Below are 26,634 nucleotides of genomic sequence, written 5' to 3' on the forward strand. Positions count from 1 at the left end.
ATCAATCACATTCCAAAATGCAGTTCTGCTGCATTCAGTATCGCTTTCTTTTCCTGTACACTGTCGAGCTTATCAACGATTGCTCTGTAACATGCCCGGGAGATGGGCATTTCAGTACTTAAATCAGCCATATCGAGCAGACTTCTGACACTTGAAGGTTCTCTTGATATCTGCCCCTGCTCTGTCATTGTTACCAGATCCTGATGAAATGCAGTCAGAGCATCAAGAATATCTTCATCTTCCTGAATGCTTTGACTGGATAAGACAGTCTTTAAAGCATCTCTGGAAACATATCCGATTTCAATGACATTAAAGCGATTCAGAAGGGCTTCGTTCATCGGCATAGTTCCTACATAGCCGACGTTAATTGCAGCGATTACGTTGAAGTTCTTATCTGCTTCATGTATATCACCTGTCAGAGGATTCGTAATGGTTCTTCTGTAATCAAGGGCAGCATTCAGTATGGGCAATACTTCAGGTTTAGCCATGTTGATTTCATCAATGTATAAAACGCCCCCCTGCTTCATCGCTCGAATAACGGGACCATCGACAAAGACAATTTTCTGTTTGCCGTCTGCATACTCAATTGTCTTAAAGCCAAGCAAAGCTTCAATATCAACATCCACGGAACAGTTGATGCTGTACATTTTCTGATCATAATAATCGGTAAGGTCCTCTGCCAGGCGTGTTTTTCCTGAGCCTGTCGGTCCTTTCAGCAATAGGTTCTTGCCTAAAGACAGGATACTTTTGGCATCTTTTTTAATATTTTCATCATTGTGCAGGAATTTTTCAGCCATGACTAACCCGCATCTTCAAAATATGTTTTAAAGTACCCGCCGACTTTACCGGAATCATCTTTTACAAATATATATTCCTCAGTCTCATTGACGACAGTGTATTCATTTCCTGCAGTCAGCATACCAGATACTTTAAATTTTTCAGCGTCAGTATGCACTGCCTTAACCGTTCTGAGGTTATTATTCTCCCATGTTTCGTGAAGCATGATTAATCTCTCCATATTTCTGTATAATTTAAATTCATTCTAACATAAAAATGACAGGCCTCACATTTTAGAAGCCTGTCGTGAAAAATTATTTTAGCCTTCCAAGAGAAGGTCTTCAGGGTTTTCAACAAGATCTTTGATTGTTTTGAGGAAACCGACTGAATCTTTACCATCAATAATCCTGTGATCATAGCTGAGGGCAATGTACATCATTGGACGATTTTCTATTTTATCGTCCTCTACTGCAACCGGACGCTTTTGAATGGTATGCATGCCAAGAATTGCAGCCTGGGTGCCGTTTATGATCGGTGTGGACATGAGTGAGCCGAACACACCGCCGTTTGTAATCGTGAATGAGCCACCCGTCATGTCATCCAGGCCGAGTTTTTTATTCTGTGCTTTTTCGGCCAATTCAGCAATATCACTTTCAATCTGTGCAAATGTTTTACTGTCACAGTCACGCACATTCGGGACAAGCAGACCTTCTTCTGTAGAAACGGCGACCCCGATGTCATAGAACTGCTTGAAAACCATTTCGTCTCCGTCCAGCTCAGCATTTACAGCCGGATATTTTCTCAGAGCTGCAACAGCTGCTTTCGTGAAGAATGACATAAGACCAAGGCGGGTGCCGTCATGACGATCCTGGAATTGGTCCTTTTTGCGTTTCCTGAGTGCCATGACGTTCGTCATATCCACTTCGTTGAATGTAGTCAGCATTGCTGTATTCTGGGATACTTCATGCAGGCGTTTAGCTATTGTCTGCCTTCTGCGGGACATCTTCTCACGGATAACCGGTTTTTCCGGTTTAGTCGCAGGTTGTGATTTTGCTTCCTCTTTTTTAGGCGCGTCCTCTTTAGCCGGCTGTTTGCCTTGGTTGTCTACATCCTGGCTCCTCACCAGTCCGCGCGGATCAGATGCGTTGATATCATTCAGCGAAAGGCCTTTTTCACGTGCCATTTTTCTGGCAGACGGTGTAGCCACCACGTGTTCATCAGATTCCGAAGCCTCTGCAGCAGGTGCTTCTTCTGACTCTGAGGATTTATCTTCAGCTGTTCCTTTATCCTCTGCAGGTGCTTCTTCTTTAGTTTCCTCAGATTTTCCTTTATCTTCGCCTGATGTGGATCCTGAAGATCCTTCTTCAGCATTTTCATCAACGATGGCCACCACTTGTCCGACTTCTACTGTGTCACCTTCTTCTGCTTTGAGTTCGGTGAGCACTCCGGATTCTTCAGTGATGATTTCTACATTTACTTTATCTGTTTCAAGTTCAAGGACATTCTCGCCCTGTTCTACATATTCGCCTTTTTGCTTCAACCAGCTTGCGATCGTTCCTTCTGTAATGGATTCAGCCAATTCCGGTACTTTTACTTCTGCCATTATTCTGCCTCCTCGGATTTTAGAGCGTTGTCGATGATTTTTTGCTGTATAAGTTTATAAGACTCCCCGTCACCTTCAGAAGTTGAAGCACGCCTGCTTCTGCCGTTATAATTCAGCTCAGCTTTTTCAGGTGTGATTTCAAGAAGATACGGCAGAGCATAGTTATATATACCCATGTTTTTCGGTTCTTCCTGTACGAATCTTACTTCATCCAGGTTTTTGAGATCATTTAGCACGGCTTTGATTTTATCCTCCGGGAATGGGTAGATCTGTTCCATGCGAATGACAAGGATGGTGTCGTCCGGATTTTCCCTCAGATCGGTGATTAAATCGATTGCCATCTTGCCGCTCGCTATCAATACTTTTTTAACTTTAGTTTTTTTATAGTCAGGTACAATAATTTCTTTAAAGCTGCCTTCTACAAAAGCACTGACAGGCTCACTTACAATCTGGTTTCTGAGCAGGCTTTTCGGTGTCATCAACACGAGGGGTCTCATCTTATCCGTACCCAGATATGCAGCTTGTCTTCTAAGCAGATAGAAGTAGTTGGAGGCACTGGTAAGATTGGCAACCGTCATATTGTTTTCCGCTGCCAGCTGCAGGAAACGTTCCAACCTTGCTGAAGAGTGCTCTGCACCCTGGCCTTCCTGTCCGTGAGGCAGGAAGAGCGTCATGCCTGACTGCTCGCCCCATTTAGCATTTCCCGCAGCCATGAAGTTATCAAAATACACTTGTGCCATGTTTGAGAAGTCCCCATATTGCGCTTCCCAAATAGACATTGCGTTGTTGTTCTCGACATTATAACCGTAATCATATCCGACAACGGCGGATTCAGAAAGCGGTGAATTATAGACATCAAATGTGGCATTTGAATGATCTATCGCATGCAATGGCACAAATTGCTTCCCGGTTTCAGGATCATGCAGTACTGAGTGACGTTGGGCAAAAGTGCCCCGTTCGGAATCCTGACCTGTCAGTCTGATTGGTGTACCATCCTGATTGATTGTTGCAAACGCCAGTGCTTCGGCATGGGACCAATCAATAAGCTCATCGTCATCCTCAAAAGGTTTTTTTCTGCGGTTTAGAACATTTTCCAGCTTCCTGAAAACAGTGAAATCTTCTGGATATTTAAACAGATCTTCATTGATTTTCTCCAATCTGTCGTATGTGATATCTTCTTTTTTGTTTTCCTGGCCTTCAATGAGCACTTCCGGAGTCTTCAACTCACTGTCAATGTTGGTATCCTTTTTATCAATTTTATCCTGGGCATCTCTCATTTCGTCAGCGATACTATCAATGATATTGTTTTTCTCATCCTCTGTGATCACTTCCTGGGAAACGAGATCGCCGCCGTAGATTTCATCAATGGTATCACGGCTTTTAACTTCTTTATAGAGCATCGGATTGGTTGCTGTAGGTTCATCCATCTCGTTATGTCCGTATCTTCTGTAACCGACAAGATCAATGATGATATCCTTGTTAAATTTCTGTCTGTAACTGAGTGCAATCCCGATGGATCTGAGTACATGCTCAGGTTTATCAGCATTGACATGGAGTACCGGGAGGTCGAAGCCTAATGCGCCATCAGATGCGTAGACAGTGGAACGGGCAGCAGATTCTTCTGTTGTAAATCCAATGCGATTATTGGCGATGATATGCAGGGAACCGCCTACTGAGTAACCATCCAGTTTTCCTAAGTTCAAAGATTCAAAAACGACACCCTGGGCGGGGAATGCCGCATCACCATGGATAATTGTTGCAAGTGCCTTGTTATAATTTACCTCGGGTTTACCGGAATGATCGGTTGATTCCTGCTGGGCACGTGTCTTGCCAAGGACTACTGGTGCCACCACTTCCAAGTGACTTGGATTATTTGCAAGGCTGATGCGCTGGGAGATTTCCTTATCATTTCGAACTTTGGCAGCTCCCAAATGATATTTTACATCGCGGAGCCAGCCCTGGGTGATGTCCAGGGAACCGTCTTCCGGCAGAAATTGCATAGGGTCTGTATTCATAAACTCGCTGATCATCATCTCGTATGGTTTTTCCAGAATATGGGTTAGCACGTTTAAACGCCCTCTGTGAGCCATACCGAGCTGGAGGTTAGGGATCCCTTCGTCGGACATCAATTCGAGAAGGTGTTCGAGCATCGGCACCAATGTGTCCAACCCCTCAATGGAGAAGCGTTTGGCACCGACAAAATTTTTATGCAGATACTTTTCGAAGCCTTCCACCCTTGCGAGAGTTTTAAAGAGATCCTTCCTTTTATCATCGGTAAGTTCAACTTTGCTCTGAGTTTCAATTGTTTCTTTGAGCCATTGGCGTTCTTCAGTATCATTGATGTGCATATACTCATAGGCGATCGGCCCTGTATACAGGGCATACAACTGTGTCATCGCCTCGTATGCATTTTCATAATAATCTCCCAAATGTCTGCTGACGAGAGAAGCAGGCATCTTTTTCAAATCATTTTCTGTGAGATTGTAATCCTCAAAATTAAGACTTGGGACATTTTTGACATCCGGTTCATAAAGCGGATATATATCTGCCTCCAAATGTCCAAAAAGCCTGATGTTATCCAACAGTCTGAGCAGGCTTTTCACTTTGTTCTGATCCATACTTAATACGCCGGCTCCTGACTGGCCGGATTCAATACTGTCAAACAGTGTGCGCATCTCTTCACTCACACTGTCAGGATCGTCTTGATACATGTCATGAAGCTCGAGAATCATACCCAGATTTGTCCCAAAACGAACCGGGGCGTTCTCAAGTTCTCTTTCTTGCATTATGCCACCCTCTTTAAGAATCTTATTAACTAATTTACACATACCATTTTAGCATTAAGATATACTGTTTTAAAGCGAATTAACCGTGTAAAAGTCTCAATTTGCCTTTTTACATAGGGAATCTTATGGTCACTTTTGTAAATTTACCCTCCTCGCTGCTGAGCCATACGCTTCCCTTATAGTTCTCTATTAATTTTCTGGCAATTGAGAGTCCGAGACCATTTCCTCCCTGCTGTCTGCTCCTTGATTTATCTACACGGTAGAACCTGTTGAAAATGGAATCTATTTCAGTTTCGGGTATTCCGATACCGTGATCGATGATTGAGATATCAAAATGATCCTCTTTATTTTCAGTAGTGACGATGATGTGTTTATTTACAGTATCGTATTTGATTGCATTGTCCAGGAAAATGATCATCATCTGTTCAAAATGATAAGCTTCAATCATGAACGTGATTGGTGATTTTTCCAGGTCGAGTGAGAAAGTATAATCCGGATGTACTTTTTTCATTGAATTGACTCTGCTTTCAACCTCATCATTAATATCAATCTCTTCTTTGTTATCATTGGTTCTGCCATCATTTTTAGTCAGCAGAAGCAATTCTTCCACAAGTTTGTTGATACGCATTAATTCGTCAATTGAGATGTTCAGTGATTCATCCAGCACTTCCGGTTTATGTTTACCCCAGCGGCTGATCAGTTTCAGGTGACCCTGGATGATTTGAAGCGGTGTTCTGAGCTCATGTGAAGCATCTTCTACAAATTGTTTCTGCTGGTTGTATGATTCTTCAAGTGAATCCATCATATGATTGAATGATTCAACCATATAGTCTGTCTCTTCAATTTTAGTCTTCAGCTTCAGACGCTCTGAAAATCCTTCTGATTCTACTCTTTTAAGCTGGTTTGCAATACTCCGGATCGGTTTGACCATCTGTGTTGAAAAGAAATAGCTGATAATCGATGTGAACAGGATAGAAAGGAAACCAACAATTGTAGCGATGAAAACCATCATTCTGATTACAGAGTTATAAGAATCAAGCGGATGGATAACTGACAGATAACCATTCCAGTACTGTGATTCGATATTCGTACGCGCGACGAGATAGCTGCCCTCTTCGTCGCTTATTTCTGATATATCAGTTTCAAAGACCGGATCGAATTCAGGCTCCATCTCCATAGGTGTCCCTGTTGTCGCCCTGTATACAACTTCCCCGTCCTGGGTGTAAAGAATCATTTTCTGTCTGTCATACAGACTGGAATAGATTTCATTCTGTCCGATGGTATTGATTGGCTGGGAGGAATAAAGGGATTCAATCTCTCCGATACTTCTGTCAACAGAACGATACTCCTGGTCTTTCAAGTAGACACTTGTAAAATAGATCAGGAGAGAACTGAAAATCAGATAGGTGATCGTAATGATCAGCGTTGAAAGTTTGAGCCATTTGAACTTTAAAGAATTTCTATTCATGAGCGAATCACATATCCTACACCTCGTACGGTTTCGATCAGCTTGTGCTTATCAAATGGTTTTAATTTATTCCTGAGGTATCTGATATATACATCCACCACGTTTGTTTCCACTTCACTGTCATATCCCCATACATGGTCGAGAATCGTCTCTCTCTGGAGAACGATTGCTTCATTCTTTACGAGGAGGTACAGCAATTCATATTCGGTTTTCGTCAGATCGACCTCCTGATCATCAATGGATACTTTGTAAGCTGAGGTGTCTATTTCTATACCATGCAGTTTCAGCACCTCCTGCTTTTCATCATGACTGTCGGAACGTCTCATGATCACGCGGATTCTGGCCAGCAGCTCTTCAATTTCAAATGGTTTGACAATATAGTCATCAGCACCGTAATCAAGCCCGATGACCTTATCATATGTCTCACCCTTGGCTGTGATGATAATGATGGGTACGTCCTTGACTTTGCGGATTCTTCTGCATACTTCAAGACCGTTCAATTCAGGCAGCATCAGATCAAGAAGTATGCAGTCGTAGTCATTTGCCAAGGATTTTTCAAGACCGTCAGAACCATTATCTGATACAGTCACTTCATACCCTTCATGGATGAGTTCCAGTTCTATAAAACGGGTAAGATTCATCTCATCTTCCACAACTAAAATATGTTTCATTTTCATCTTCCTATCCTCCGTTTTTCATATCATATCATTTAATAACTGTTAAGGAAAAAATATAAAGGCGGTTGTCAGTATATGACTATGGATATTATTCATAAAGAAAGCGGCACCCTGAAAAGGATGCCGCCGTATGTGTGTTGGATATATTCCTCTAGTTTGAAAATGATCTTTTAAATAAGGGGGGCTTATTTATTCTCATTGATAATCATTTTCAATTACATTTTATCCAGTTATCCGCCGTCTGTCAAGTTTATTGTGGAAAATAATTGTCGTACCTAACACAACTGCAGTTCCTGCAACGATCCCAGCAATGATATCAGTTGGATAATGTACACCGAGATAGACCCTTGAACTGGAAATCATTAGGATGAAAGCAGCACAGACTGCGTAGAGGATCCCCTTGTTATTGAGATTCGTATTTTTTATCAGTGTCATTAATGACCCGAAAAATATAGTGGATCCCATCGCATGTCCGCTTGGGAAGCTGAAACCGGTAATATCAATCAAACGCAGAAAAGAGGGTCTTTGCCTGTCAAAGGAGTTTTTCATGACCGGGATCAGGATACTGCTTGCCAGCATGGAAACGATCAGGAAAAGTGTATGGAATTTCAATCTGTAAAGCATGAGTATTGTGATCATGATCAATGAAAGGATGATCATTGAAACGACTTCCCCCACCTGTGTAAATCCAAGCATCAAGGCAGTTGTTATGAAGCTTTCAGATGCATAGATAAATTCATAAACTTCAGTGTCGATCCACTTTCCAAGTCTGGATTCATGAAAATACGCGATGACCCCAAATATCAATGCAAATACAAGGAACAATGATAATTTTTTTGAACGGTTCACTATTTGCCCTCCTCTTGCAGCAGACGATTGACAAGATCCTCAGGCTGATACCCTCCGTCAAACACTTTCATCCGGGTTATTATCTCGCTTCTGTGCTGTTCGATGGCAGATAATTTCTGCATAAATTCTGACAGAGACAGTTGTTCCTCATGGATTACTTCCGCAAATCCTTTTTCTTTGAAGTATTCTGCATTTTCAATCTGATCTCCCCTGCTCTGATTCAGTGGCAGAGGAACCAATATCATTGGCTTTTTGTTAAGCAGAAATTCAAAGATTGCGTTTGAGCCGCTCCGACCGACGACTGTATCGGATATTTTCATCAGATGGGGCAGCTCTTTGTTCACAAATTCAAATTGTTTATATCCGGTTTGATTCAACGCATCATCATAATTACCGTATCCGACCAGATGAATAATCTGCCATTTATCAAGCAATTCATTCAAATTGTCTTTAATGAACTTGTTAATGGTTACAGAACCCAGCGATCCCCCCATTATAAGCATGATCGGCTTCTCCGGATTAAATCCAGTCAGTTCAAACCCGATATTGTTTCTCCCCCGCCCCAAGTCGTCACGAAAAACAGGACCGATATATTCAGCTTTGGCTGACGGCAGATGATCCAATGTTTTCTCAAAAGTGACAAATATTTTTGTTGCAAACCTGCCGGCAATTTTATTGGCAAGCCCGGGAGATATGTCAGATTCATGGATAAATACCGGAATATTAAGTGATCTCGCAGCAAGAACGACAGGTACACTGACGAAGCCGCCTTTTGAAAATACAAGCTCAGGTTTCTCCCTTTTTAATATTTTCCGAGCGTCATAAAAACCCTTTGAAACTTTGAAAAAATCCTTGATATTTTCTTTAGACAAATAACGGCGGAGTTTACCGCTTGAGATATTATAGTATTTTATAGATGTTGCATTAATGATTTCTTTTTCAATACCCTTTTTAGAACCGATGTATAAAGGTTCTATCCCTTTGTTAATCAGTCCGGGAATAAGAAGTTTATTGAGCATAACATGTCCGACGGTGCCGCCGCCGGTCAGAATTACTTTTCTTTTTACGGTATTCATTTTTTCCTCCCAAACTTTATTCATGTAAATACTTTAAACTATTTACGGCATTTTCACAATATAAAGCCGCATAAACTTAGTTTATGCGGCTATTTATTTTATTCTGACTCCTCACCTGACTCCTCTTCCTGCGGCTGCTCTTCAGATGATTGTTCTTCACCGGACTGATCTTCAGATGTACCATTATTGCCTTCCCCTGTATTCACCGGCTGTTTATCAATATGCTGGGCATTATCTGCTGCACGTTCCTCAATTTCTTCGAGAGCGTAGTCACCATTGATATAATCGACCAGATAGGAAAGCTGTGCATCATTTTCATTGATATAGCTGCGCAGTTCATTCATGAGTGCATTAGAGGTCTCCCCGGTAACATCGCCTGACTGTTCAAGCTCCTGGTCATTTTGGAAACTTTCAACTGCAGTGGTCAGTGATGGAGTGAAGGTTTCATTGAAGTTATCCATTTCATATCCGAGTGTCTCCAAAGCTACTTTGATGGAAGTGACTGTTTCGTTTTCCTGACCTTCCGTGTACATATCCCCAGGATTCAGCATCTCCACACGGTAATAATCCGGATTTGGGAGCTCAACATCTGGTGATATGCCTTCTTCATGAACCCAATTGCCTGAAGGGGTCAGCCATTTCGTATTTGTATATTTCAGAATTGAATCATCACCGAACTCATTGGTTTGCTGTACCACGCCTTTTCCGAATGACTGAGTACCTGCAATCGTCACATCCATATGATCATCGAGGGCGCCCGCAAAGACTTCTGAAGCACTTGCCGATCCTTCATTTAATAATAGATAGATATTATCGAATGACTCTGTGTTCGGATTGGATTCTCCTTCTGTAGCGATTTCGGTCTGTTCTCCGGCGCTGTTTTCCAGATAGAGTGCTGTTTCGCCCTGGTCAATAAACTGGTTGATCATGGAAACAGCTTCATCCAGCAGTCCGCCCGGGTTATATCTGAAGTCGATAATGATATCTTCAACATCATCTTCCGCTGCCTGGTTGATGCTGTTTTCGAATTCCTCAGTCGTGCCCTGCTGGAAACGGTTGATACTGATGTGACCCACATTTTCAACTTCTTCATAAGTCACGCTGTCAATATGAATGGTATCGCGTGTCACCGTAATGTCCATCGGTTCGCCATCTCCGCGAACAATAGTCAATGTGACATCTGTCCCTTTTTCACCGCGAATCAGCTGAACTGCTTCCTGGGTGCTCCATCCTTCTATAGACTGGCCGTCGACGGCGATAACCTGGTCCCCGGGTTCTATGCCCGCTTCTTCTGCAGGTGACCCCCTCATCGGTGATGTTATGACAATACGGTTGCCTTCCTGCATCACTTCAGCGCCGATACCCTCAAAGTCACCGGTGACTGATTCTTCGAACTGTGATGTTTCATCATTGGTCATGTATTCACTATACGGATCATCAAGACCTTCTACCATTCCCTCTATAGAAGAATTAATGAGCTCTTCGTTATCGACATCCTGATAATAATCGGATGTTATTGTATCGTATACGTCATACAGCTTAGAAAACTCACTTCTTGTATCCGTTCCGACATTGACTGCCTTTTCAGTTCCTGCTTCAAGACTGAGAGTAGTTACAACTGCTGTACCAATGATGGCAGTCAGTAAGATAATAATGAACCAGAACAATTTTATATTTATATGGCGTCCGCCATTTTGAGTTTCTTTTCCATTCTTTTGTTCCTCGCTCAACACACACACCTAATTCCTATATGTATAATTAAAATATATTTTAACAGTTTATGTATGGTAATGAAAGAAAAAGAACAGAAAGGAGTGCCTTCCTGTTCATCCCTATAAAAGTGATTATTCTTCTATGAATGGAAGAGATGCGTCCAGTGCAACCTCGATCATGTCATTGAAAGTCGTCTGCCTCTCTTCACTGGATGTTGACTCACCTGTAAGGATATGGTCAGACACTGTCAGTACAGACAATGCTCTGGCATCGAATTTTTTACTGATGGTGAACAGTGCACTGGATTCCATTTCAAGAGCCAGGACACCGTAATCCGCCAGTTGTTCGATATCACCGTTCTCATCGTAGAATGAATCTGCGGTAAAGATGTTGCCCACCTGTACATCCAACCCCTTTTTCTTGGCTTCATTATAACTGGACAGCAGGAGTTCAAAGTCTGATGTCGGTGCAAACTCAACATTTTTGAACAGCTTCCTGTTTTGATAGGAGTCACTGGAAGCACTTTGAGCAAGTATGACGTCCCTGACGTTGACATCTTTTTGGATAGCACCGCAGGTACCGACCCTGATCAAGTTTTTAACACCATATTCTTCCATAAGTTCATGGATATATATGGAGATTGAAGGTACGCCCATGCCTGTCCCCTGTACGGAGATCCGCTTGCCTTTGTAGGTGCCTGTAAAACCGAACATATTGCGCACTTCATTATAACAGACAACATCCTCCAGAAAAGTATCTGCAATATATTTAGCTCTCAGAGGATCTCCGGGGAGAAGGATAGTATCAGCGATTTCGCCTTTTTCCGCGTTGATATGAATACTCATTGATAAATTTCTCCTTTTATAAATGTAAGTTCAGTGTTCCAGCCAGTTTTTGTAATCATCATATGAAGCATCGAAAATCGAAAGCGGAACCCCTTCATAGGGGTGCCGCTCCAGATAATCGGAGACTTCGGAATACTCTGTTGCATCTTTGGGAAACATGGTATCCGTGGAAATGTGCTGAGCAAGTGATCCAACATCTGAATCCTCACCCCTTCTCGTCTTTATATAATGATAAAAGGAATAGTTTTTCATTATTTTACAACCAGTGTTACTACTGTCGTTTCTCCTTTGGCAACATCGCTGACTGTTTCAACATTAAAAGATTCAAGTGCGTCACTGTTTGTGATGATTACAGGAGAAATTGTGCTGGTTGCTTCTTCTTTAACCAGATCCATATCAAAATCGACCAGTTTGTCGCCGACTTCTATCCGGTCTCCTTCGGATACGAATCCTTCAAAGCCTTTCCCTTCCATTGTTACTGTCTCCAGTCCAATGTGTATTAAAAGTTCAACACCGTTGTCTGTCTTAATTCCAACAGCATGGTGTGTGGGAAACACCTGCATGATTTCCCCGGCAGCAGGTGAAACCACCTCACCATCTGTCGGGTTGATGCCAAAGCCTTCTCCCATCATTTTTTCAGAAAATACAGGGTCTGGTATATCTTCGATAGGTACATAGGTGCCATTCATCGGACTTTTAATCTCAAGATTTTTGTCGACATCATTCTTTTTACCGAACAAACTTTTGAACATCTGATTCATCTCCTGTCGTTTTATCATCAAATCACTTTATTTAAAGTAGCTGAGATATTCACCATAGCCTTCATTTTCCAGATCGTCTTTCGGGATGAAAGTCAAACTTGCTGAATTGATGCAGTATCTCAGACCGCCGAGTTCCTGCGGGCCGTCCTCGAACACATGACCGAGATGGCTGTCTGAAGAATCACTCCTGACTTCTGTTCGTCTCATGCCGAACGAATCATCGAATTCTTCAGATACATCGTCTGCAATCGCCTTTGAGAAACTTGGCCAGCCACAGTCGGAGGCGAATTTATCTCTTGAGGTAAAAAGCGGTTTGCCATTGATTTTATCAACATAAAGCCCATCTTCATAGTTATTCCAATATTCATTTTGGAACGGCGCCTCAGTAGCATCCTCCTTCATCACAGCATATTCTTTTTTTGACAGGTTAGTTACATCTTTTTTCAGTGTCATATATTATTTCACTCCCCAATGAGATTCTAAAAAGGCTTTTCTTCCCGAGCCCTTATAGTAAGCATTATAGTGAGCAGCGTGAGTCTGATGAAAATCCTGATGCTCTTCTTCTGCCTTGTAGAAATTCTTATATGGCAAGACCGGTGTATTGATCGGGGCCTTGAATATATTTTTATCATCCAGTTCTCTGATGACGGTTTCGGCTGTTGCTTTCTGTTCTTCATCATGATAGAAGATTGCGGGCATATACTGAGGTCCGCGGTCGCCGAATTGGCCTTCAGTATCTGTCGGATCAAATGTTTTAAAGAAAATTTCAAGCAATTCCTGATATGACATTACCGTATCGTCAAAATCAATCTGAACCGCCTCGACATGCCCTGTCGTTCCTGAGACGACCTCCTGATAGGATGGATTTTCAACGTGTCCGTTGGAATAACCTGATGTGACGGAATTTACTCCATCAAATTGATCAAACGGTTTTACCAGACACCAGAAACATCCGCCTGCTAATGTTGCTTTTGCCAAATTAATCACCTCTCCATTATCTTTCTATTGAAAAATACCATTCATTGTTTTCATAATCAATTGAATCGGATTTGATACTCATGTCCATTTCATCTGTAAACGATGATGTATCAACGACCAGTGCGCGGCTGTCTTCTGAAAAGGAAAGTCCCTCAGGTAAATTGCTTGATGAGCGAATGATGGAATAAAGCATATCCTGTGTCAGGGGGAGATCGGATATGTCAATATCAGTGACTTCAAAAACGATGGAATCTCCAGTTGAAACAGGTTCCAAATTAAAGTCTGTTACAATATCCAGACCGTAGACTGAATGCTCTGAAGTAAGTGCTATCCCTGATTCACTGATCGAGATATCCAAAGGTTCGTCCCCCATGTTGTCCATAATCAGTGATTCGACAGCCTGGTTATCCATCCTTACCTTTATACCCGAATCTGATTCGGTGTAATTATCATTTGTCTGCGGTGCTTCATAACTTTGACTGAGCATCAACATTGCGGCAGCAAGTACGGCAATGTTAAAAATCAAAAGTATGAAGAATAACCATTTCCAAACTTTCATATATATCATGTCCACTAATTATTTTTTCGCACAAGATGAAGAAATTCATGCGGATATTTATTGGTATTGTCTACGACGCCTTCTTCTCTGGATACGACTTCCCAGTCTGCCAGATCATATTCAGGAAAAAATGTGTCTCCGCCAAAAGTTTCAAAAATTCTCGTGATGTACATCTCATCAACCATATGCATGGTCTGTTGGTATATACCGCTGCCGCCAAAGATAAAAACCTTTCCCGGCAGTGTTTTTATATCATCGGTATCGTGCATAATCTCGATGTTATCATGAATGCTGTTAAAATTCCTGTTATTTGTAAGAATCACATTTTTGCGTTTCGGCAGCGGTCTGCCGATAGATTCGAAAGTTTTTCTCCCCATTACTAAAGTATGGCCTGCGGTAGTTTCCTTGACATGCTGCAAGTCAGCAGGAAGATGCCAGGGCATCCGGTTTTTAAAGCCGATTACATTTTGATTGGCATGACATACTATCAATGATATCACGAAATGAACCTCCTATACTGCGATGGGTGCTTTGATGAATGGATGACTTTGATAATCCACCACTTCTATATCTTCATATTCAATATCAAACATTGAGCGGCTGCTGTTAATCTTCAGGGATGGCGGGTCATAGCTGTCCCTTTCCAGTTGCGTGTTTACAGCATCCGTATGATTGCTGTAAATATGCGCATCACCCAGCGTATGAATAAACTCTCCAGGAATCAGATGACATTCCCTGGCAACGAGATGGAGCAGCAGGCTGTAGCTTGCAATGTTAAAGGGGACACCCAGGAATACATCACCGCTGCGCTGATACAGCTGAAGACTCAGCCTGCCGTCACTGACGTAGAACTGAAACAAGGCGTGGCAGGGAGGCAGTGCCATGGTATCAATCTCTGCAGGATTCCATGCAGTCACAATATGTCTCCTCGAATCCGGGTTGTTACGGATGCTCTCCACCACATTCTTCAACTGATCGGTAAATGAACCATCCGGATTTTCCCACTGTCTCCATTGTTTGCCGTAGACATTTCCAAGATCTCCGTATTTTGATGCAAAAGCATCATCTTCTAAAATACGTGCCTTGAACTTGTCCATCTCCTTTTTGTAGATTTCCTTGAACGAGGCGTCCGCTTGAGCCCGGTTGCCGAAATCAGTCATATCCGGTCCATCGTATTCATCAGATTCAATCCATTTCTTAAACGCCCATTCATTCCAGATATTATTATTATATTCCAGCAGAAACTTGATATTGGTATCGCCTCTGATAAACCATAACAGCTCGGTGGCAAACATCCTGAATAAGACCTTCTTAGTAGTCAGCATCGGAAAGCCTTCTTGCATATCAAAGCGCATCTGATAGCCAAATACGGAATAGGTGCCGGTACCTGTCCGGTCATCTTTAAACCGGCCGTCATTCGTAATCTTTTTGAGCAGATTATGATATTCCTGATCAATTGGATTCAAAGGAATCCCCTCTTTCTTTTTTATCATTATTTATATATAATTGGTTATGAGTTCACTTATATTATATAACTATCGTCTGGAGTGTAGCTAATGGAACTTATTCTTGCAATCGGACTGGCCCTGCTTTCATTTTACATGATTTCGATGTGCATATACGAGTAAAAATCATTTTAGATGAAAAACAGGAAAGGCAGTGCCTCTCCTGTTTTATTTATGAACAATTTTCATCAAAGCTGTCTTTGATATCCGCCATAATATCTTCGATGTCTCTGCCTTCTATGTGTTCACGCGGTATAAAATGTACAAGGTCTTCACCTTTGAATAATGCCATAGAAGGACTTGAAGGCACCTGCCCGATATATTCACGCATGCGCTCAGTAGCATCTTTATCCTGTCCGGCAAAGACAGTTGCCTTTTTCACAGGTTTAATCGGATTCTGATCTGCCACGGTTACTGCCGCCGGTCTGGCCAGTCCGGCGGCACATCCGCACGTACTGTTTACAACCACAAATGCTGTTTCTTCATCCTTGATGTCCTTCATAAAATTTTCGACAGATTCCGATGTCGTCAAGTCCTCAAAATTCTGACGGGTCAGCTCCTCACGCATCGGCGTTGCAATTTCCTTCATATATTCTTCATATGGATTCATATTAACGCTCCCTTTCCTGAATCTGTTTCCACACACTTCCAAGTGCTTCCTCTCCATGTTCTATACGTGCAATTGCCATTTCGATCTGGAGTCTCACATCGTACTGAGGATCGTCCTGATGCGCTCTTAAGTATGGCAGACTGTCTTCATTGCCGGCCTCATAAATGAACATAGCCGCTCTCCAGCGGACAATCGAGCTTTTGTCATCAAGTGCTTCGTACATATCCGGCAAGCCTTCGGCAAAACCGAGATCGCTGTAGGCATCGCCTGCCGTTCTTTTGACCGGTACTGATTTATCCCGCAGTCCGATGCGCAGATACGGCAGCGTCTCTTTTTCCTCTATCATTGCCAGCAGACTGACCGCTTCTCTTCTGACCTGCATCTTTTCATCATGAAGTGCAAGATTAAGCACTTCATAGTCGTCCTGATCCGGGTTTTCCATGTGGTCCAGCAGCCAGAGTCTGTCCTTCCAATTTTCCCTGGATTCAAAAGCAACAGGCGATATTTTGAAATATTCTTTAGGTTTTGGCGTTGTTTTTGTCTGCGCTTCCTCTACAAGACGATGTATACGCTCTGCATCATAAAGCGCTTCGATTTCCTCGCTCAGCTCATCGAATATATCTTCCGGTTCTCCGAAACGGACGCCATAGTCTTCCCATCTGCGCATCAGGATAATATTATCTCCATCCAGCGTCGCTTCGGAGATTGCATCTGTAAAGCGTTTTGGGAGCTCCTGTCTGTGCTCACCGCCATCATTGATTTTTATCTGGTACGGGATGGATTTAAATGTAAGCACCTGTGTTGTAACTTCCCCAAAAGTGCTGTCTAGTTCAAGTTTTTTTTTACATCATCCCCGCCCTGGAATGTTTTCTCGATTTCGGGGATCAATGATTCCCAGTCAGTTTTTGGGGATTTATCCACCGAAATGAAATCCATGGCATGAAAAACGCTGTTTACATCTTCGAGTTCGAGGATTCTGTTGATGAAATCAGGCGCATCATCAGACACTTCCCTATATGTGGAAGATTTCATATCTTCCTTTTCTTCATTCAAAGTGATTTTCATGGTATTCGGACTTGGTGTCGGTTCAATTTTTACAATTTCCAATTGTATTCCTCCTATTGCAGGTTATTCCCGTGAGTTCTGATAGAAATGCCCACTGAACATTCTTTGATGCAAAAATTATGTGCAGCCGTTCTGCTCCCCTTTTCACGGTTGAGTTTCTTCAGGATACAGTCGCGACAATATTTTTCTTCAAGATTATTGATCTTATCCAATACTTCGGTATTCACATTTCGACCTCCTCCATCAATTATACATAATCCCAGGACATAAAAAAAGGCAAGTACTTTTCAATTCAGTCTGAATCTGTTCTTTCCTTGTAAAGCCGTTCTTTAGCGAGTCTGTCCGCCTGTTTGTTCTGTTTCCGAGGCGTGAGACTGATAAGGAATAATTGGAAGTGTTTTTGAAGCCGGTTTATCTGCTTGAAGTATTGTTTAAATAACGGATGTTTCACATACCCTTTATCAAAACTGTCAGAGATAATTTTTGAATCCGTATAGATAATCAGTGAAGTGAATCCATGTTCAACAGCTTTTTCAGCTGTAAACAGCAGCGTGGCCCATTCCGCTTCATGATTGTCCATCGTGCCTAAAAAAGTTGTGTGTTCGATCAAACGGTCTTCTTCTTTGAATACTGCTGCGCCTGCTGCCTGTTTGGGATCCAGCGAAGCGGAGGCATCAATATAAACAATTGTCATATTAATACCTCTTTATAAATCGAGACTGTCAGCATATCTTCTGCTGATTGACAGTTTGTGTTCATCAAGCACTGATTTTATATGTTCAATTTCAAAATTCAACGGACTTGTCTTTTCTAGCAATGAATGATCGATCGGGACATCTGTAATGATTCTGGCAAGTTTGAGTGACATTTCAAGCGAAGCCCTGTCCGCTTCGATTTTTTTACGGACAGAGGGAGTGAGTGCATCAAGGTTTTCAAGCAGAGAACCGATGTTGCCAAATGTCTGGATCAGTTTTAGTGCAGTTTTTTCCCCAATGCCTTTAACACCTGAATAACCATCGCCCGGGTCCCCCATCAGCGCTTTAACATCCACAAACTGGTGCGGCTCTATATGATATTGGTCAATGAACAGCGATTTAGTATATTTATGATATTCAGAGAACCCCTTTTTAATCAGCCATATATCGTTGTTGTCGTTCAGCAGCTGCAACAGGTCCCGGTCTCCGCTGATGACGATCATATCTTCGTAGTTCATCGACAATGTACCGATGATATCATCCGCTTCATAACCTTTAATGCCTGTCTGGCAAAAACCGAGATCCCGCATCACTTCTTTGGCATAATCAAACTGTGGAATCAGCGCTTCTGGAGGCGCTGTTCTATTTTTCTTATAGTCCGGATACCATTCATTGCGGATTGTTTCTGCCCCCATATCCCAGGTGACAACAAGTTTCTCAGGTCTGAGTATTTCGATGAGTTTCAATACATGTCTGACCATCCCCTGCACCCCGTTGGTCGGTATTCCGCGTTCATTGATCATCAGCTGATTGCGGAAACTGGTCGCATAGAAGTGACGGAACAAAAGTGCCATGCCATCAATGACAAGTGTCTGTCCTTTATCCATAAATACTGCTCACCCTTTCATTTAAACGGGAGTCCCCTGTTTCCACTGTATTCCCAGGATCTGTGATCCATTCTGAGAAACTGCCGCCGTATAATTTTACGGGGAATCCGCCCGCATGAAGCAGTACAAACATTGATGACGCACTCATGCCTGAACCGCAATATACGACAATTTCGTCAAATTTGGCAAACTCCGCGTTCATATGATCGAGTGCACTGAAGTCTATCGCCCCATTTTTATAAATGGATGGGTACGGTATATTGATGCTCCCGGGTATATGTCCCATCTTGTCGTCTGCCGGTTCCTCGCACCCGAGATATCTTGGCCGCGATCTGACATCAATCAGCAGTGTTCTGGGGCTGCTGATGGCTGATTGTACGTCTTTCATGGAACAGTGGAAAGCTGAATTTATCCTGCTCTGTAAATTGACTGGCGATGCTTCGGGCAGCGGCAGTGTCTGTATGTTTTTATCCTTAAGCGCCGCTTCCAATTGTGATATCGTATCATTCCACAAATAGGTTTCATGACCGTACAATTTAAACAGATAATAAAGTCTCGCATGAAAGAAGCTGTCATCATCAGCAAATATAACGATCCTGTTCTCGTCACCCTTGAATGCATAAAAGAGTGTATCAATAATTTCCTGCACAGGAATTGGATGTCTGCCGCCGTTCATACCTGAATCGCTAAACATCCATGGTTGCTGAGGGATATGGGTGGCGTCTGCAACAGGCGCTTTATCGACCCATTCCGCTGAACCGTTTAAATCATCCATGATATTTCTGGCGTCAAGGACTGTAAGGTTTGACTGACCCAGTTTATCTGCAGAGTATCTATCTATTATCGTCATACACCCGCCTCTTTCTGGCTGCTGATTTCACCCAGCAGGGCTTTGTCTTCATTATAATCTTCTGCACTGATTTCAGGGAGTGGTTCTTTCAGTGAGTGAATCAGTGCGTTTATATCTTCTGTCATCTTATCATCCTTTGACTTCATATATGTGCGTACCATTGTCTCAACAGATGATTTCAATTTTACATGATCGATGGATTTCACCAGTTTTTTCGAAAGGTTCAAGAGCTGTTCCCTGAATTCCCTCGTGTTATTTTTGGCTTGGAAAAGCGTTTTTTGGCTGTTCGCAAGTACTGTGGAATCTATCCTGATTTCAACCTGTTCTCCTTCAGTTTCCGGATGATCAAGCTGGGCATGGGTATTGGCTTCCTGCAATTTTTCATTAAACTGTCGGATGACCTGTTCCAGTGTGCTGTCAGCCATCCGGTAAACCGCATTGAAGGCGGTGGCTGTCTCTATCGTCAAAAATGAATTGATGTTATTCGTCAGCAACACTTCGTTTTTGGCTAGAAATTTGCGGTCGGTAATATTGGAAACATTGATCAATCCTTTCAGATGGTCATAAAGCTTAAGTTCCAGCTGTCTGTCCATATGTGTATACACAATGTCAATTTCCTGATCCAGCTGAGGCACGAAGTCTTCAGCAGTAAAATCCTTCAACTGTTCTATCAATGATGCCCTGGCATCATTGATCCTTTCCTGTTCCGCCTGTTGATTGGTGTACCTTCTTATATTGCTTTGCAATGCGGATTTAAACTGTGCCCCTGTTTCTTTCAGAGCAGCATACTGCATCTTTGAGGCATTTCTCTCCGCCAGAGAGATGATGTTCTTTTTGGCAGAATTAAATCTTCCATCTCCATGTTCCAGCGCCCGCTTCGAGGATACCGGATAGATGACATTCTTAATGTCGAGCGACCTGAGGGAATGCCTCATGTAGTCAACGACCTTTTCCCTGTCTGCTTCGGACTTCATTAAATCCACAGCGTTGATGACGAAGATGATTGGAAAGTCTCTGCCTTTAATCGACTGTATATATTTCAGAAAATTTTCGTCTGAACGGCTGAATACGTGATTGTAATAGGAAACGTATATAATGAGATCACTATTGGTAATGATATTATGGGTTTCCTTTGTATGTCGCTGATTTGTAGAATTGATTCCTGGAGAATCAACAATTGTGAATTTTTTTGTCATGTCGTTCTTAATTGACAGCAGTGCTTTATGGATAAAGATAGCATCCTGGTCGGCACTGATCTTATATATCAGTTCATCAACCGGGAGTATTTCCTCTTTTCCCAGATGATTTTTATACGCATCGTACTTGTGGTATATACCATTGACAAATGGTATATACTGTTCGCTCACTGTGTTGCGGCTTTTTTTTAGCCAGGGCATGTAATCCTGGATACTCTCTCCATCCTGATTCGCTATTGCTTTGAGAATGCTTGTGAGGTCCTTCTCTCTTTTATACACAGCGATGCTGTCTTCATTGCCGTTTATTTCTGTAATGGCGGCAGTGGTCGGATTCGGGCTGGTTTTGAGTTTTGATTCACCCATCAGCGCATTGATAAACGTCGTCTTGCCTGCACTGAACCCGCCAAACACACTAATGTTCATCAGTCCGTTATCAATCCGATCCAATTTCTCTTTAAGTACATTTTTAAAACGCTCATGTCTTGGGTGTGATTGGAGCATTCCATGGAGACGTCTGTAGGGTGTCAGGTCAATGGCTGCTTCATCAATCGGGTCATTTTCCGTGTCATGTGCCACATGTTCTATTTGTTCACTGTCTTCAAAATTGAACTGGATCGGTTCCTGCAGATTGAGTTTATCGATTTCGTCATCCATATGAATATAAAAATGTCTGTAATTATTTGTATCAATGGATGCCTTCAGTTTCAACAATGCTTGTATCTCCAGGTAGGTATCTCTTTCGCTTTGGTGGTCGCCCGGCGTCTTCATACTGTCAATATCCTCTGAATCGAGCCCGACAAAGTGTTCCGCCGCCTGATTCATGATATCTGTTTCAAGCCGTTTCTTCAGCTTATCGAGATAATTAAGCACATAGGTATTATTCAGTGTTGTGATCTCTTCTTCAAACAGCAGTGTCTGATCCCAGTGATATCTGAAGGGTGCTCCTGTCAGGCCCAGCTCCCCGAATAAACTGTTGATCGGTGCGTCGATTTCAGTTTTAATCACCGGTGAAATTTCTTCTTCAACCTTAGTACGGTGATCTTCATACAGCGACTGCTGTTTTTTCTTTTTGCCGAAAATGCCCGTGGCGCGAATGTCGCCCGAGAGCACCTTCAGAAAATCCGTGATGGCGCTTTTAACCTGATGCGGATAAAGATAACTGTCCCTGGCAATTCCTTTTGCCTTTTCTTTAACATGTGCCCGAAAGGCGTCCGGATTGTCATGCAATTCAGCAAGCGAGCTGTTTTTGATTTCCTGATCCAGGTATTCTATGTGTCTGTCTACTTCTTCCAGCGTTTTATCGGCTGCTTTCTCTTCGTCACTGTATCTATCCGCAAGCTGCTCATTTAAATACTGGTTTTGTCTTTCCTCAATATTGGAGACGATGCGTTCATGATACTTTTCTTTATACTTTTCCTTAGCATCCTCAATTTCGGCAACCAGTTCTGTCATGCTGTTCACCTCATTGAAGGGAGAATCATATATCGTGGTGGTAAACACATGCCCGGGATTGATTTGCCACTGGGAAAGCGTTGAATGCACCCTGGACAGGAAAGAATCCATGGAAAGTTCCGCATCGTCATGCTTATCCACCTGATTGATGACAAGGGAAAAAGGGATGTTCAAGTTTGAAATGTCTTTAAGCAGTTTTAGATTATGCTCACTTTCCACATGATTGTATTCCACAGTGAAGAATATATAATCACTGTTCAGCAGGAAGCGGTTTGCCCCTTCCTGGTGATGGTCGGTATTGGAATCCACTCCGGGGGTATCCTGAAAAACAGTGCGTTCCCTGAAGACTGGGTGCCTGACATTCATTGAAATCGATGTGATATCAAGATCATTCGTATTCAGTTTCCTGAGCACTTCATAACTCTCAAGGGGAATATATCTATACTGGTCGACAAAAGCCTGGATTTCTTCGGTGCCGCCAATTTGGACTGATACAGTATTATTGGTGGTCGGCACCGGCGATGATGGCAGAATGTCCTGGTTCAGGATATGATTGATCAGACTGGATTTTCCTGCAGAATAATGACCGATGAATGAAAAGACCAGCTGATCTTTATATGTTTTCATAATGGCATGGTCAATTTGTGATACAAGCATTTCATTATCTGATTTCAGGATCTCTTTTCTCAGCTTGTATAAAGTTTCAAGTGTTGGAGAATTTTCCAATCAGTCTTCAACTCTCTTTCCCCAGTATTGATAGAATGTCGTTTCAATATATCCATTAAAAAGTTTTCTGCGTTTCGTCGCTTTCCTGCCGGCAATATGTTCGAACTCCTTATTTGAAGTCATCAGATACACACTGAGCGTTTCATCTCGGTTCATCAGCCGGCCGATCTTCCGGTACATATCTTCAACGGCTTTGGCCTCCCCGATGCGTTCGCCATAGGGCGGATTTGTGACCATCTGTGCACCCCGATGATCTAACCGCAGATCATGAATATCTTTGACTTCAAACGTGATGTTTTCAAGCAGCCCGATCTCCGTTGCATTAACCTTTGCAATTCGGATCATTTCCTCTTCAATATCCGAAGCGTATATTTCCACTGCCCTGTCGTATTCTGCAGCATTTTCCAGCTCCATGCGGTGGTGACGCCACTGTTTTTCAGGAATAACATCCCACTTCTCAGCATCAAATGATCTATTTGCCCCCGGAGCGATATTCATTGCAATCATTGCAGCTTCGATAGCAATGGTGCCCGAACCTGTGAATGGATCTATGAGTGCATTAGAGCCGTCATAGTTGGCCAGTTTCAGCATGGCGGCTGCGAGCGTTTCTTTTATAGGGGCCTCTCCCTGAGAGACTCTGTACCCCCTCATATGTAGTGCCTGTCCGCTTGTGTCAATGGTCAAAAGTACCCTGTCCTTATGGATCTCAACATCAATTTTATATCGGGCACCTGTTTCAGGGAGTTTCGACTTGATGCTGAAAGCATCTTTCAAGTGTTCGACGACTGCCTTCTTCACGATTCTCTGAACATCGGGAACACTGTACAGCTTGGATTTCCGGGAGCTGCCAGTCACCGGGAATTCGGCAGCGGGGGATAATATATCGGACCATGGCAGTGCTTTGGTTTTTTCAAAAAGCTCATCAAATGAGAATGCTTTAAAGTCACCCAGAACAATCCGGATCCGATCCGCAGTCCGCATCTTCAGATTCGTGCTGATGACAGCATCTTCATCACCGTCGAAAAACACTTTGCCATTTTCCAGTCTTGTTTCACAGCCGAGAGATTCTATTTCATCAGCGACAACTCTTTCAAGCCCCATCGGTGTATTTGCGAGCAATTTAAAATGCATTGGAACACTCCCTGTCATATATGTAAACGAATAATATTCGGAAAATAAAAGCTCTCCATGCGTGATGGAGAGCGTCTCTAGTCCGGTGTCTCTATAAGCCATGTTCTGTACCGCTGTGCTGCAGACGTGCACTAGCTACACTCGCACATTGGTGATAATCATCTGTCTATATTACTGTCGTAATATCTCTCCGCTGGTTGAATTTCCATTGGAAAGTGCTCCTACCTTGTTTGGATTGCTCACTCGAGGGGTTTACCGCGTTCCACCTTCTGTATTTCTGCAGAAGCTACGTCACTGTGGCACTTTTAGAGTTACTGAGACCGTATGCCGGGCACTTAGGTCATTTCACAGCCGTCAACCGTATAAAACGAGCTGCCCTGACTTATTGTTTCGTCAGGCACGAACACTACGACCATCTCAGGATCGTGTGAGCATGGACTTTCCTCTATGCGTAATGACGCATAGCGATTATCAGAGATACCGTTCTTTATCATACAAATGATTTGGCGGATCAGTTAACCTTTGATTGTCCAAACACTTTCTTTTCCAGACTGCTCAGCCGTTTAAGGATATCAATCTGATGATTCTGTGTTTGGTTGTCAGCAGATCGGGAATTTGTCGCCACCCGAATCCTGAGATCTTCAACTTCCTTTTTGAGTCTGGTGTTTTCCTCTTCCAGCTTCTTTAAGCTGCTGTTCATGTCCGCCATCTTCTGGTAGTCACTGATCACATCATCAAGGAAACTGTCCACTTCAATCGGTTTGAACCCCCGCAGGGATTTTTCAAACTCCTTTTCAAAAATATCTTTGGCTGACAATTTCAGCGTTTGATCACTCATCATTTCACCTCTTAACTGTCATATCCGGAATCTATGAAAGTATTGATATCATCAAATTGTATTCTTTCAATATTATACGGATTATTCTCCTGGAATTCAAGTATTTCATTGTACAGATATCTTGTTTTGGAGGGTGTTTCTTCATCATATATGATGATCGCCTGATCGGTATGGCGGATTAGAAATTGATTAATGATTTTGAACATTCCGGGATTCTTGTACGGCCGGTCAAATATAAACTGGTGGAAATCACAATCCTTCAAAATCTGTTCAAGCTGCAGTTTTTCGTGGGGCTTATATTTTTCATCAAATCCGTGAAACGGTTTTAGGACAGCGAGACTGATATCATACTCAGATTTAAGTTCAAGCACACAACGGGCGGCATAGAATTCTATGCCTGTATAGCCCTGGATGATAAACCATTCTGTGCCGGCTTCTGCATGTGAGCTGATTTGAGATTTGAGAACATCCGTCAGAATATCCACTTTCGGATCTGAATCTTTAAATATCCCGAGTTCATAGGGTCTGTATCCGGCGATCAGCGTTTTCTTCATTTACAATCCTTCTTTTTTAATGTGTCTGACCCACATATTGACGAATTTATATTTTTCCTTATACGCTTTCATGCTCGAACGGCCTGCGTGACAGGACATTAACAGCTCCATCAGTTCCTCTATCATTTTATCCCTGGTGACGGCGTTGAACCGCTGATCTGTATCATACATTTTGATGTTATCGACCATGTCCTTGTTGTCATTTAAGAACGGCGCGATTTCACTGTCAAAGTCATATTTATACCCGTCCCTTGCTGCTTCGTGTCTCCTGTCTACTTCCAGGAGCAATGCTTCCAGGCTTTCATATGCAGGTTTTCTTGACAAAATTGCCACACTCCCTATAATTATGAATGGTTTATTTCCCTTCATGTGTTGTATAATATTATAATACCATCATACAGAATTATGGAAGGCGATGTTAATGAAATATCCAAAAGGGTTACGGCGGAACAGAATTAATTCTCCGAATGGCTCGGGTATGCCGGACGGGGAGGTCAGCTATGGCTCACGCGGTATGACACTTGAAAAGGATCTGGATTTCACCAACAATTATTACCTTGAAAGAAAGAAAGCTGTCATTCATAAAAAGCCGACGCCGGTGCAGATAGTTAATGTCGATTACCCTTCAAGAAATAAAGCAAAGATATCAGAAGCATATTTTAAAGTGCCGTCGACAAGCGATTATAATGGGATATATAGAGGGAGATATATCGATTTTGAAGCGAAGGAAACGAAGAATAAGACACGCTTCCCCTTCATCAACATACATGACCATCAGGTGGAACACATGAAACAATGTCACAATTCAGGCGGCATCGTGTTCATCATCATCAAATTCAGTTCATATGATGAGGCATATCTGCTGCCATTTGAGCATTTCCTCCGCTTTTGGGAGTGTTTTAAAAATGATGGCAGAAAGTCTATCCGTTATACTGATGTAAGAGAAAACAGCATGCTTTTAAAGCAGAGCATCAATCCGAGAATAGACTATCTTTCTGCAGTAGATGAATTTTATTTTGAGAACGGAGAATGA

General features: G+C 42.5%; 30 protein-coding genes and 1 other RNA gene. 1 reads left to right on the forward strand and 30 read right to left on the reverse strand.

Annotation, left to right across the window (positions count from 1 at the left end; translation table 11 throughout):
• Positions 1-5: 5 nt before the first annotated feature.
• The 30 genes from G343_RS0111470 to G343_RS0111605 all read right to left on the reverse strand — a co-directional run bounded on the left by G343_RS0111470 (position 6) and on the right by G343_RS0111605 (position 25,934).
• The gene (locus tag G343_RS0111470; RefSeq protein WP_020008291.1) at positions 6-797 is read right to left on the reverse strand and encodes an ATP-binding protein; all 792 of its coding nucleotides are present in this window, start codon (positions 795-797) and stop codon (positions 6-8) included.
• A gap of 2 nt (positions 798-799) precedes the next feature.
• Positions 800-1,003: a DUF6501 family protein gene (locus G343_RS0111475; protein WP_020008292.1), complete on the reverse strand. Its 204-nt coding sequence runs from the start codon at positions 1,001-1,003 to the stop codon at positions 800-802.
• 93 nt (positions 1,004-1,096) lie between these two features.
• Positions 1,097-2,380 carry a 2-oxoglutarate dehydrogenase complex dihydrolipoyllysine-residue succinyltransferase gene (gene odhB / locus G343_RS0111480; RefSeq protein ID WP_020008293.1) on the reverse strand — a complete coding sequence of 428 codons (1,284 nt, stop codon included), beginning with the start codon at positions 2,378-2,380 and terminating at the stop codon, positions 1,097-1,099.
• Positions 2,380-5,166, reverse strand: coding sequence for a 2-oxoglutarate dehydrogenase E1 component (locus tag G343_RS0111485; RefSeq protein ID WP_020008294.1), 2,787 nt, complete (start codon positions 5,164-5,166; stop codon positions 2,380-2,382). The genes odhB and G343_RS0111485 overlap by 1 nt, the downstream gene beginning before the upstream one ends.
• Positions 5,167-5,275: 109 nt before the next feature.
• Positions 5,276-6,634 carry a HAMP domain-containing sensor histidine kinase gene (locus tag G343_RS0111490; RefSeq protein WP_020008295.1) on the reverse strand — a complete coding sequence of 453 codons (1,359 nt, stop codon included), beginning with the start codon at positions 6,632-6,634 and terminating at the stop codon, positions 5,276-5,278.
• A complete protein-coding gene (locus G343_RS0111495) occupies positions 6,631-7,305 on the reverse strand; it encodes a response regulator transcription factor (RefSeq protein ID WP_026366382.1) in 675 nt (224 codons plus the stop codon). Before G343_RS0111495 ends, G343_RS0111490 begins: the two co-directional genes overlap by 4 nt.
• A gap of 228 nt (positions 7,306-7,533) precedes the next feature.
• On the reverse strand, positions 7,534-8,160 hold the full coding sequence (locus G343_RS0111500; protein ID WP_020008297.1) for a phosphatase PAP2 family protein: 627 nt from the start codon (positions 8,158-8,160) through the stop codon (positions 7,534-7,536).
• Complete coding sequence (locus tag G343_RS0111505) at positions 8,160-9,236, reverse strand: undecaprenyldiphospho-muramoylpentapeptide beta-N-acetylglucosaminyltransferase (protein WP_020008298.1); 1,077 nt, start codon at positions 9,234-9,236, stop codon at positions 8,160-8,162. Before G343_RS0111505 ends, G343_RS0111500 begins: the two co-directional genes overlap by 1 nt.
• A 98-nt stretch (positions 9,237-9,334) precedes the next feature.
• The gene (locus G343_RS0111510) at positions 9,335-10,969 is read right to left on the reverse strand and encodes a S41 family peptidase (protein ID WP_245541954.1); all 1,635 of its coding nucleotides are present in this window, start codon (positions 10,967-10,969) and stop codon (positions 9,335-9,337) included.
• Between the two features lie 111 nt (positions 10,970-11,080).
• Positions 11,081-11,794, reverse strand: a complete 714-nt coding sequence (deoD, locus tag G343_RS0111515) for a purine-nucleoside phosphorylase (RefSeq protein WP_020008300.1) — start codon at positions 11,792-11,794, stop codon at positions 11,081-11,083.
• Positions 11,795-11,824: 30 nt separating this feature from the next.
• On the reverse strand, positions 11,825-12,046 hold the full coding sequence (locus tag G343_RS0111520; RefSeq protein WP_020008301.1) for a YozE family protein: 222 nt from the start codon (positions 12,044-12,046) through the stop codon (positions 11,825-11,827).
• Positions 12,046-12,546 (reverse strand): PTS sugar transporter subunit IIA, encoded by a 501-nt coding sequence (locus G343_RS0111525; RefSeq protein WP_020008302.1) that lies wholly within the window; start codon positions 12,544-12,546, stop codon positions 12,046-12,048. Before G343_RS0111525 ends, G343_RS0111520 begins: the two co-directional genes overlap by 1 nt.
• Positions 12,547-12,582: 36 nt before the next feature.
• A complete protein-coding gene (msrB, locus tag G343_RS0111530; protein ID WP_020008303.1) occupies positions 12,583-13,008 on the reverse strand; it encodes a peptide-methionine (R)-S-oxide reductase MsrB in 426 nt (141 codons plus the stop codon).
• A gap of 3 nt (positions 13,009-13,011) precedes the next feature.
• Entirely contained in the window at positions 13,012-13,533 is a 522-nt protein-coding gene (gene msrA, locus G343_RS0111535; protein ID WP_020008304.1) for a peptide-methionine (S)-S-oxide reductase MsrA, read from the reverse strand.
• A gap of 16 nt (positions 13,534-13,549) precedes the next feature.
• The gene (locus G343_RS0111540) at positions 13,550-14,092 is read right to left on the reverse strand and encodes a DUF2140 family protein (RefSeq protein WP_020008305.1); all 543 of its coding nucleotides are present in this window, start codon (positions 14,090-14,092) and stop codon (positions 13,550-13,552) included.
• Positions 14,093-14,106: 14 nt separating this feature from the next.
• Positions 14,107-14,592, reverse strand: coding sequence for a dihydrofolate reductase (locus G343_RS0111545; RefSeq protein ID WP_020008306.1), 486 nt, complete (start codon positions 14,590-14,592; stop codon positions 14,107-14,109).
• 12 nt (positions 14,593-14,604) lie between these two features.
• Entirely contained in the window at positions 14,605-15,558 is a 954-nt protein-coding gene (locus G343_RS0111550; protein WP_020008307.1) for a thymidylate synthase, read from the reverse strand.
• Positions 15,559-15,769: 211 nt separating this feature from the next.
• Complete coding sequence (locus G343_RS0111555) at positions 15,770-16,207, reverse strand: BrxA/BrxB family bacilliredoxin (protein ID WP_020008308.1); 438 nt, start codon at positions 16,205-16,207, stop codon at positions 15,770-15,772.
• A gap of 1 nt (position 16,208) precedes the next feature.
• Positions 16,209-17,003, reverse strand: coding sequence for a virulence factor (locus G343_RS14855; RefSeq protein WP_342662119.1), 795 nt, complete (start codon positions 17,001-17,003; stop codon positions 16,209-16,211).
• Between the two features lie 29 nt (positions 17,004-17,032).
• Positions 17,033-17,314, reverse strand: a complete 282-nt coding sequence (locus G343_RS15895) for a NifU N-terminal domain-containing protein (protein ID WP_342662120.1) — start codon at positions 17,312-17,314, stop codon at positions 17,033-17,035.
• Positions 17,315-17,325: 11 nt separating this feature from the next.
• Complete coding sequence (locus G343_RS15245) at positions 17,326-17,499, reverse strand: zinc-finger domain-containing protein (RefSeq protein ID WP_020008309.1); 174 nt, start codon at positions 17,497-17,499, stop codon at positions 17,326-17,328.
• Between the two features lie 65 nt (positions 17,500-17,564).
• Positions 17,565-17,966 (reverse strand): ribonuclease HI family protein, encoded by a 402-nt coding sequence (locus tag G343_RS0111570; protein ID WP_020008310.1) that lies wholly within the window; start codon positions 17,964-17,966, stop codon positions 17,565-17,567.
• Positions 17,967-17,978: 12 nt separating this feature from the next.
• Positions 17,979-18,854, reverse strand: a complete 876-nt coding sequence (locus G343_RS0111575; RefSeq protein ID WP_020008311.1) for a 5'-3' exonuclease — start codon at positions 18,852-18,854, stop codon at positions 17,979-17,981.
• Positions 18,847-19,704: a sulfurtransferase gene (locus G343_RS0111580; RefSeq protein ID WP_020008312.1), complete on the reverse strand. Its 858-nt coding sequence runs from the start codon at positions 19,702-19,704 to the stop codon at positions 18,847-18,849. Before G343_RS0111580 ends, G343_RS0111575 begins: the two co-directional genes overlap by 8 nt.
• A complete protein-coding gene (locus G343_RS0111585) occupies positions 19,701-23,078 on the reverse strand; it encodes a dynamin family protein (protein ID WP_020008313.1) in 3,378 nt (1,125 codons plus the stop codon). Before G343_RS0111585 ends, G343_RS0111580 begins: the two co-directional genes overlap by 4 nt.
• Positions 23,079-24,209 (reverse strand): THUMP domain-containing class I SAM-dependent RNA methyltransferase, encoded by a 1,131-nt coding sequence (locus G343_RS0111590; protein ID WP_020008314.1) that lies wholly within the window; start codon positions 24,207-24,209, stop codon positions 23,079-23,081.
• An 89-nt stretch (positions 24,210-24,298) separates the two neighbouring features.
• Positions 24,299-24,689, reverse strand: an RNA gene (gene rnpB, locus G343_RS15250) — RNase P RNA component class B.
• Positions 24,690-24,720: 31 nt separating this feature from the next.
• Positions 24,721-25,047, reverse strand: coding sequence for a cell division regulator GpsB (gpsB, locus tag G343_RS0111595; protein WP_020008315.1), 327 nt, complete (start codon positions 25,045-25,047; stop codon positions 24,721-24,723).
• Between the two features lie 11 nt (positions 25,048-25,058).
• Positions 25,059-25,601, reverse strand: a complete 543-nt coding sequence (locus G343_RS0111600; RefSeq protein ID WP_020008316.1) for an SLOG family protein — start codon at positions 25,599-25,601, stop codon at positions 25,059-25,061.
• Complete coding sequence (locus tag G343_RS0111605; protein ID WP_245541955.1) at positions 25,602-25,934, reverse strand: hypothetical protein; 333 nt, start codon at positions 25,932-25,934, stop codon at positions 25,602-25,604.
• 88 nt (positions 25,935-26,022) lie between these two features.
• Between G343_RS0111605 and recU the strand changes: the two genes are divergently transcribed.
• Positions 26,023-26,634, forward strand: coding sequence for a Holliday junction resolvase RecU (recU, locus tag G343_RS0111610; protein WP_020008318.1), 612 nt, complete (start codon positions 26,023-26,025; stop codon positions 26,632-26,634).

The sequence above is a fragment of the Salinicoccus albus DSM 19776 genome (assembly GCF_000385175.1).
Taxonomy (GTDB): domain Bacteria; phylum Bacillota; class Bacilli; order Staphylococcales; family Salinicoccaceae; genus Salinicoccus; species Salinicoccus albus.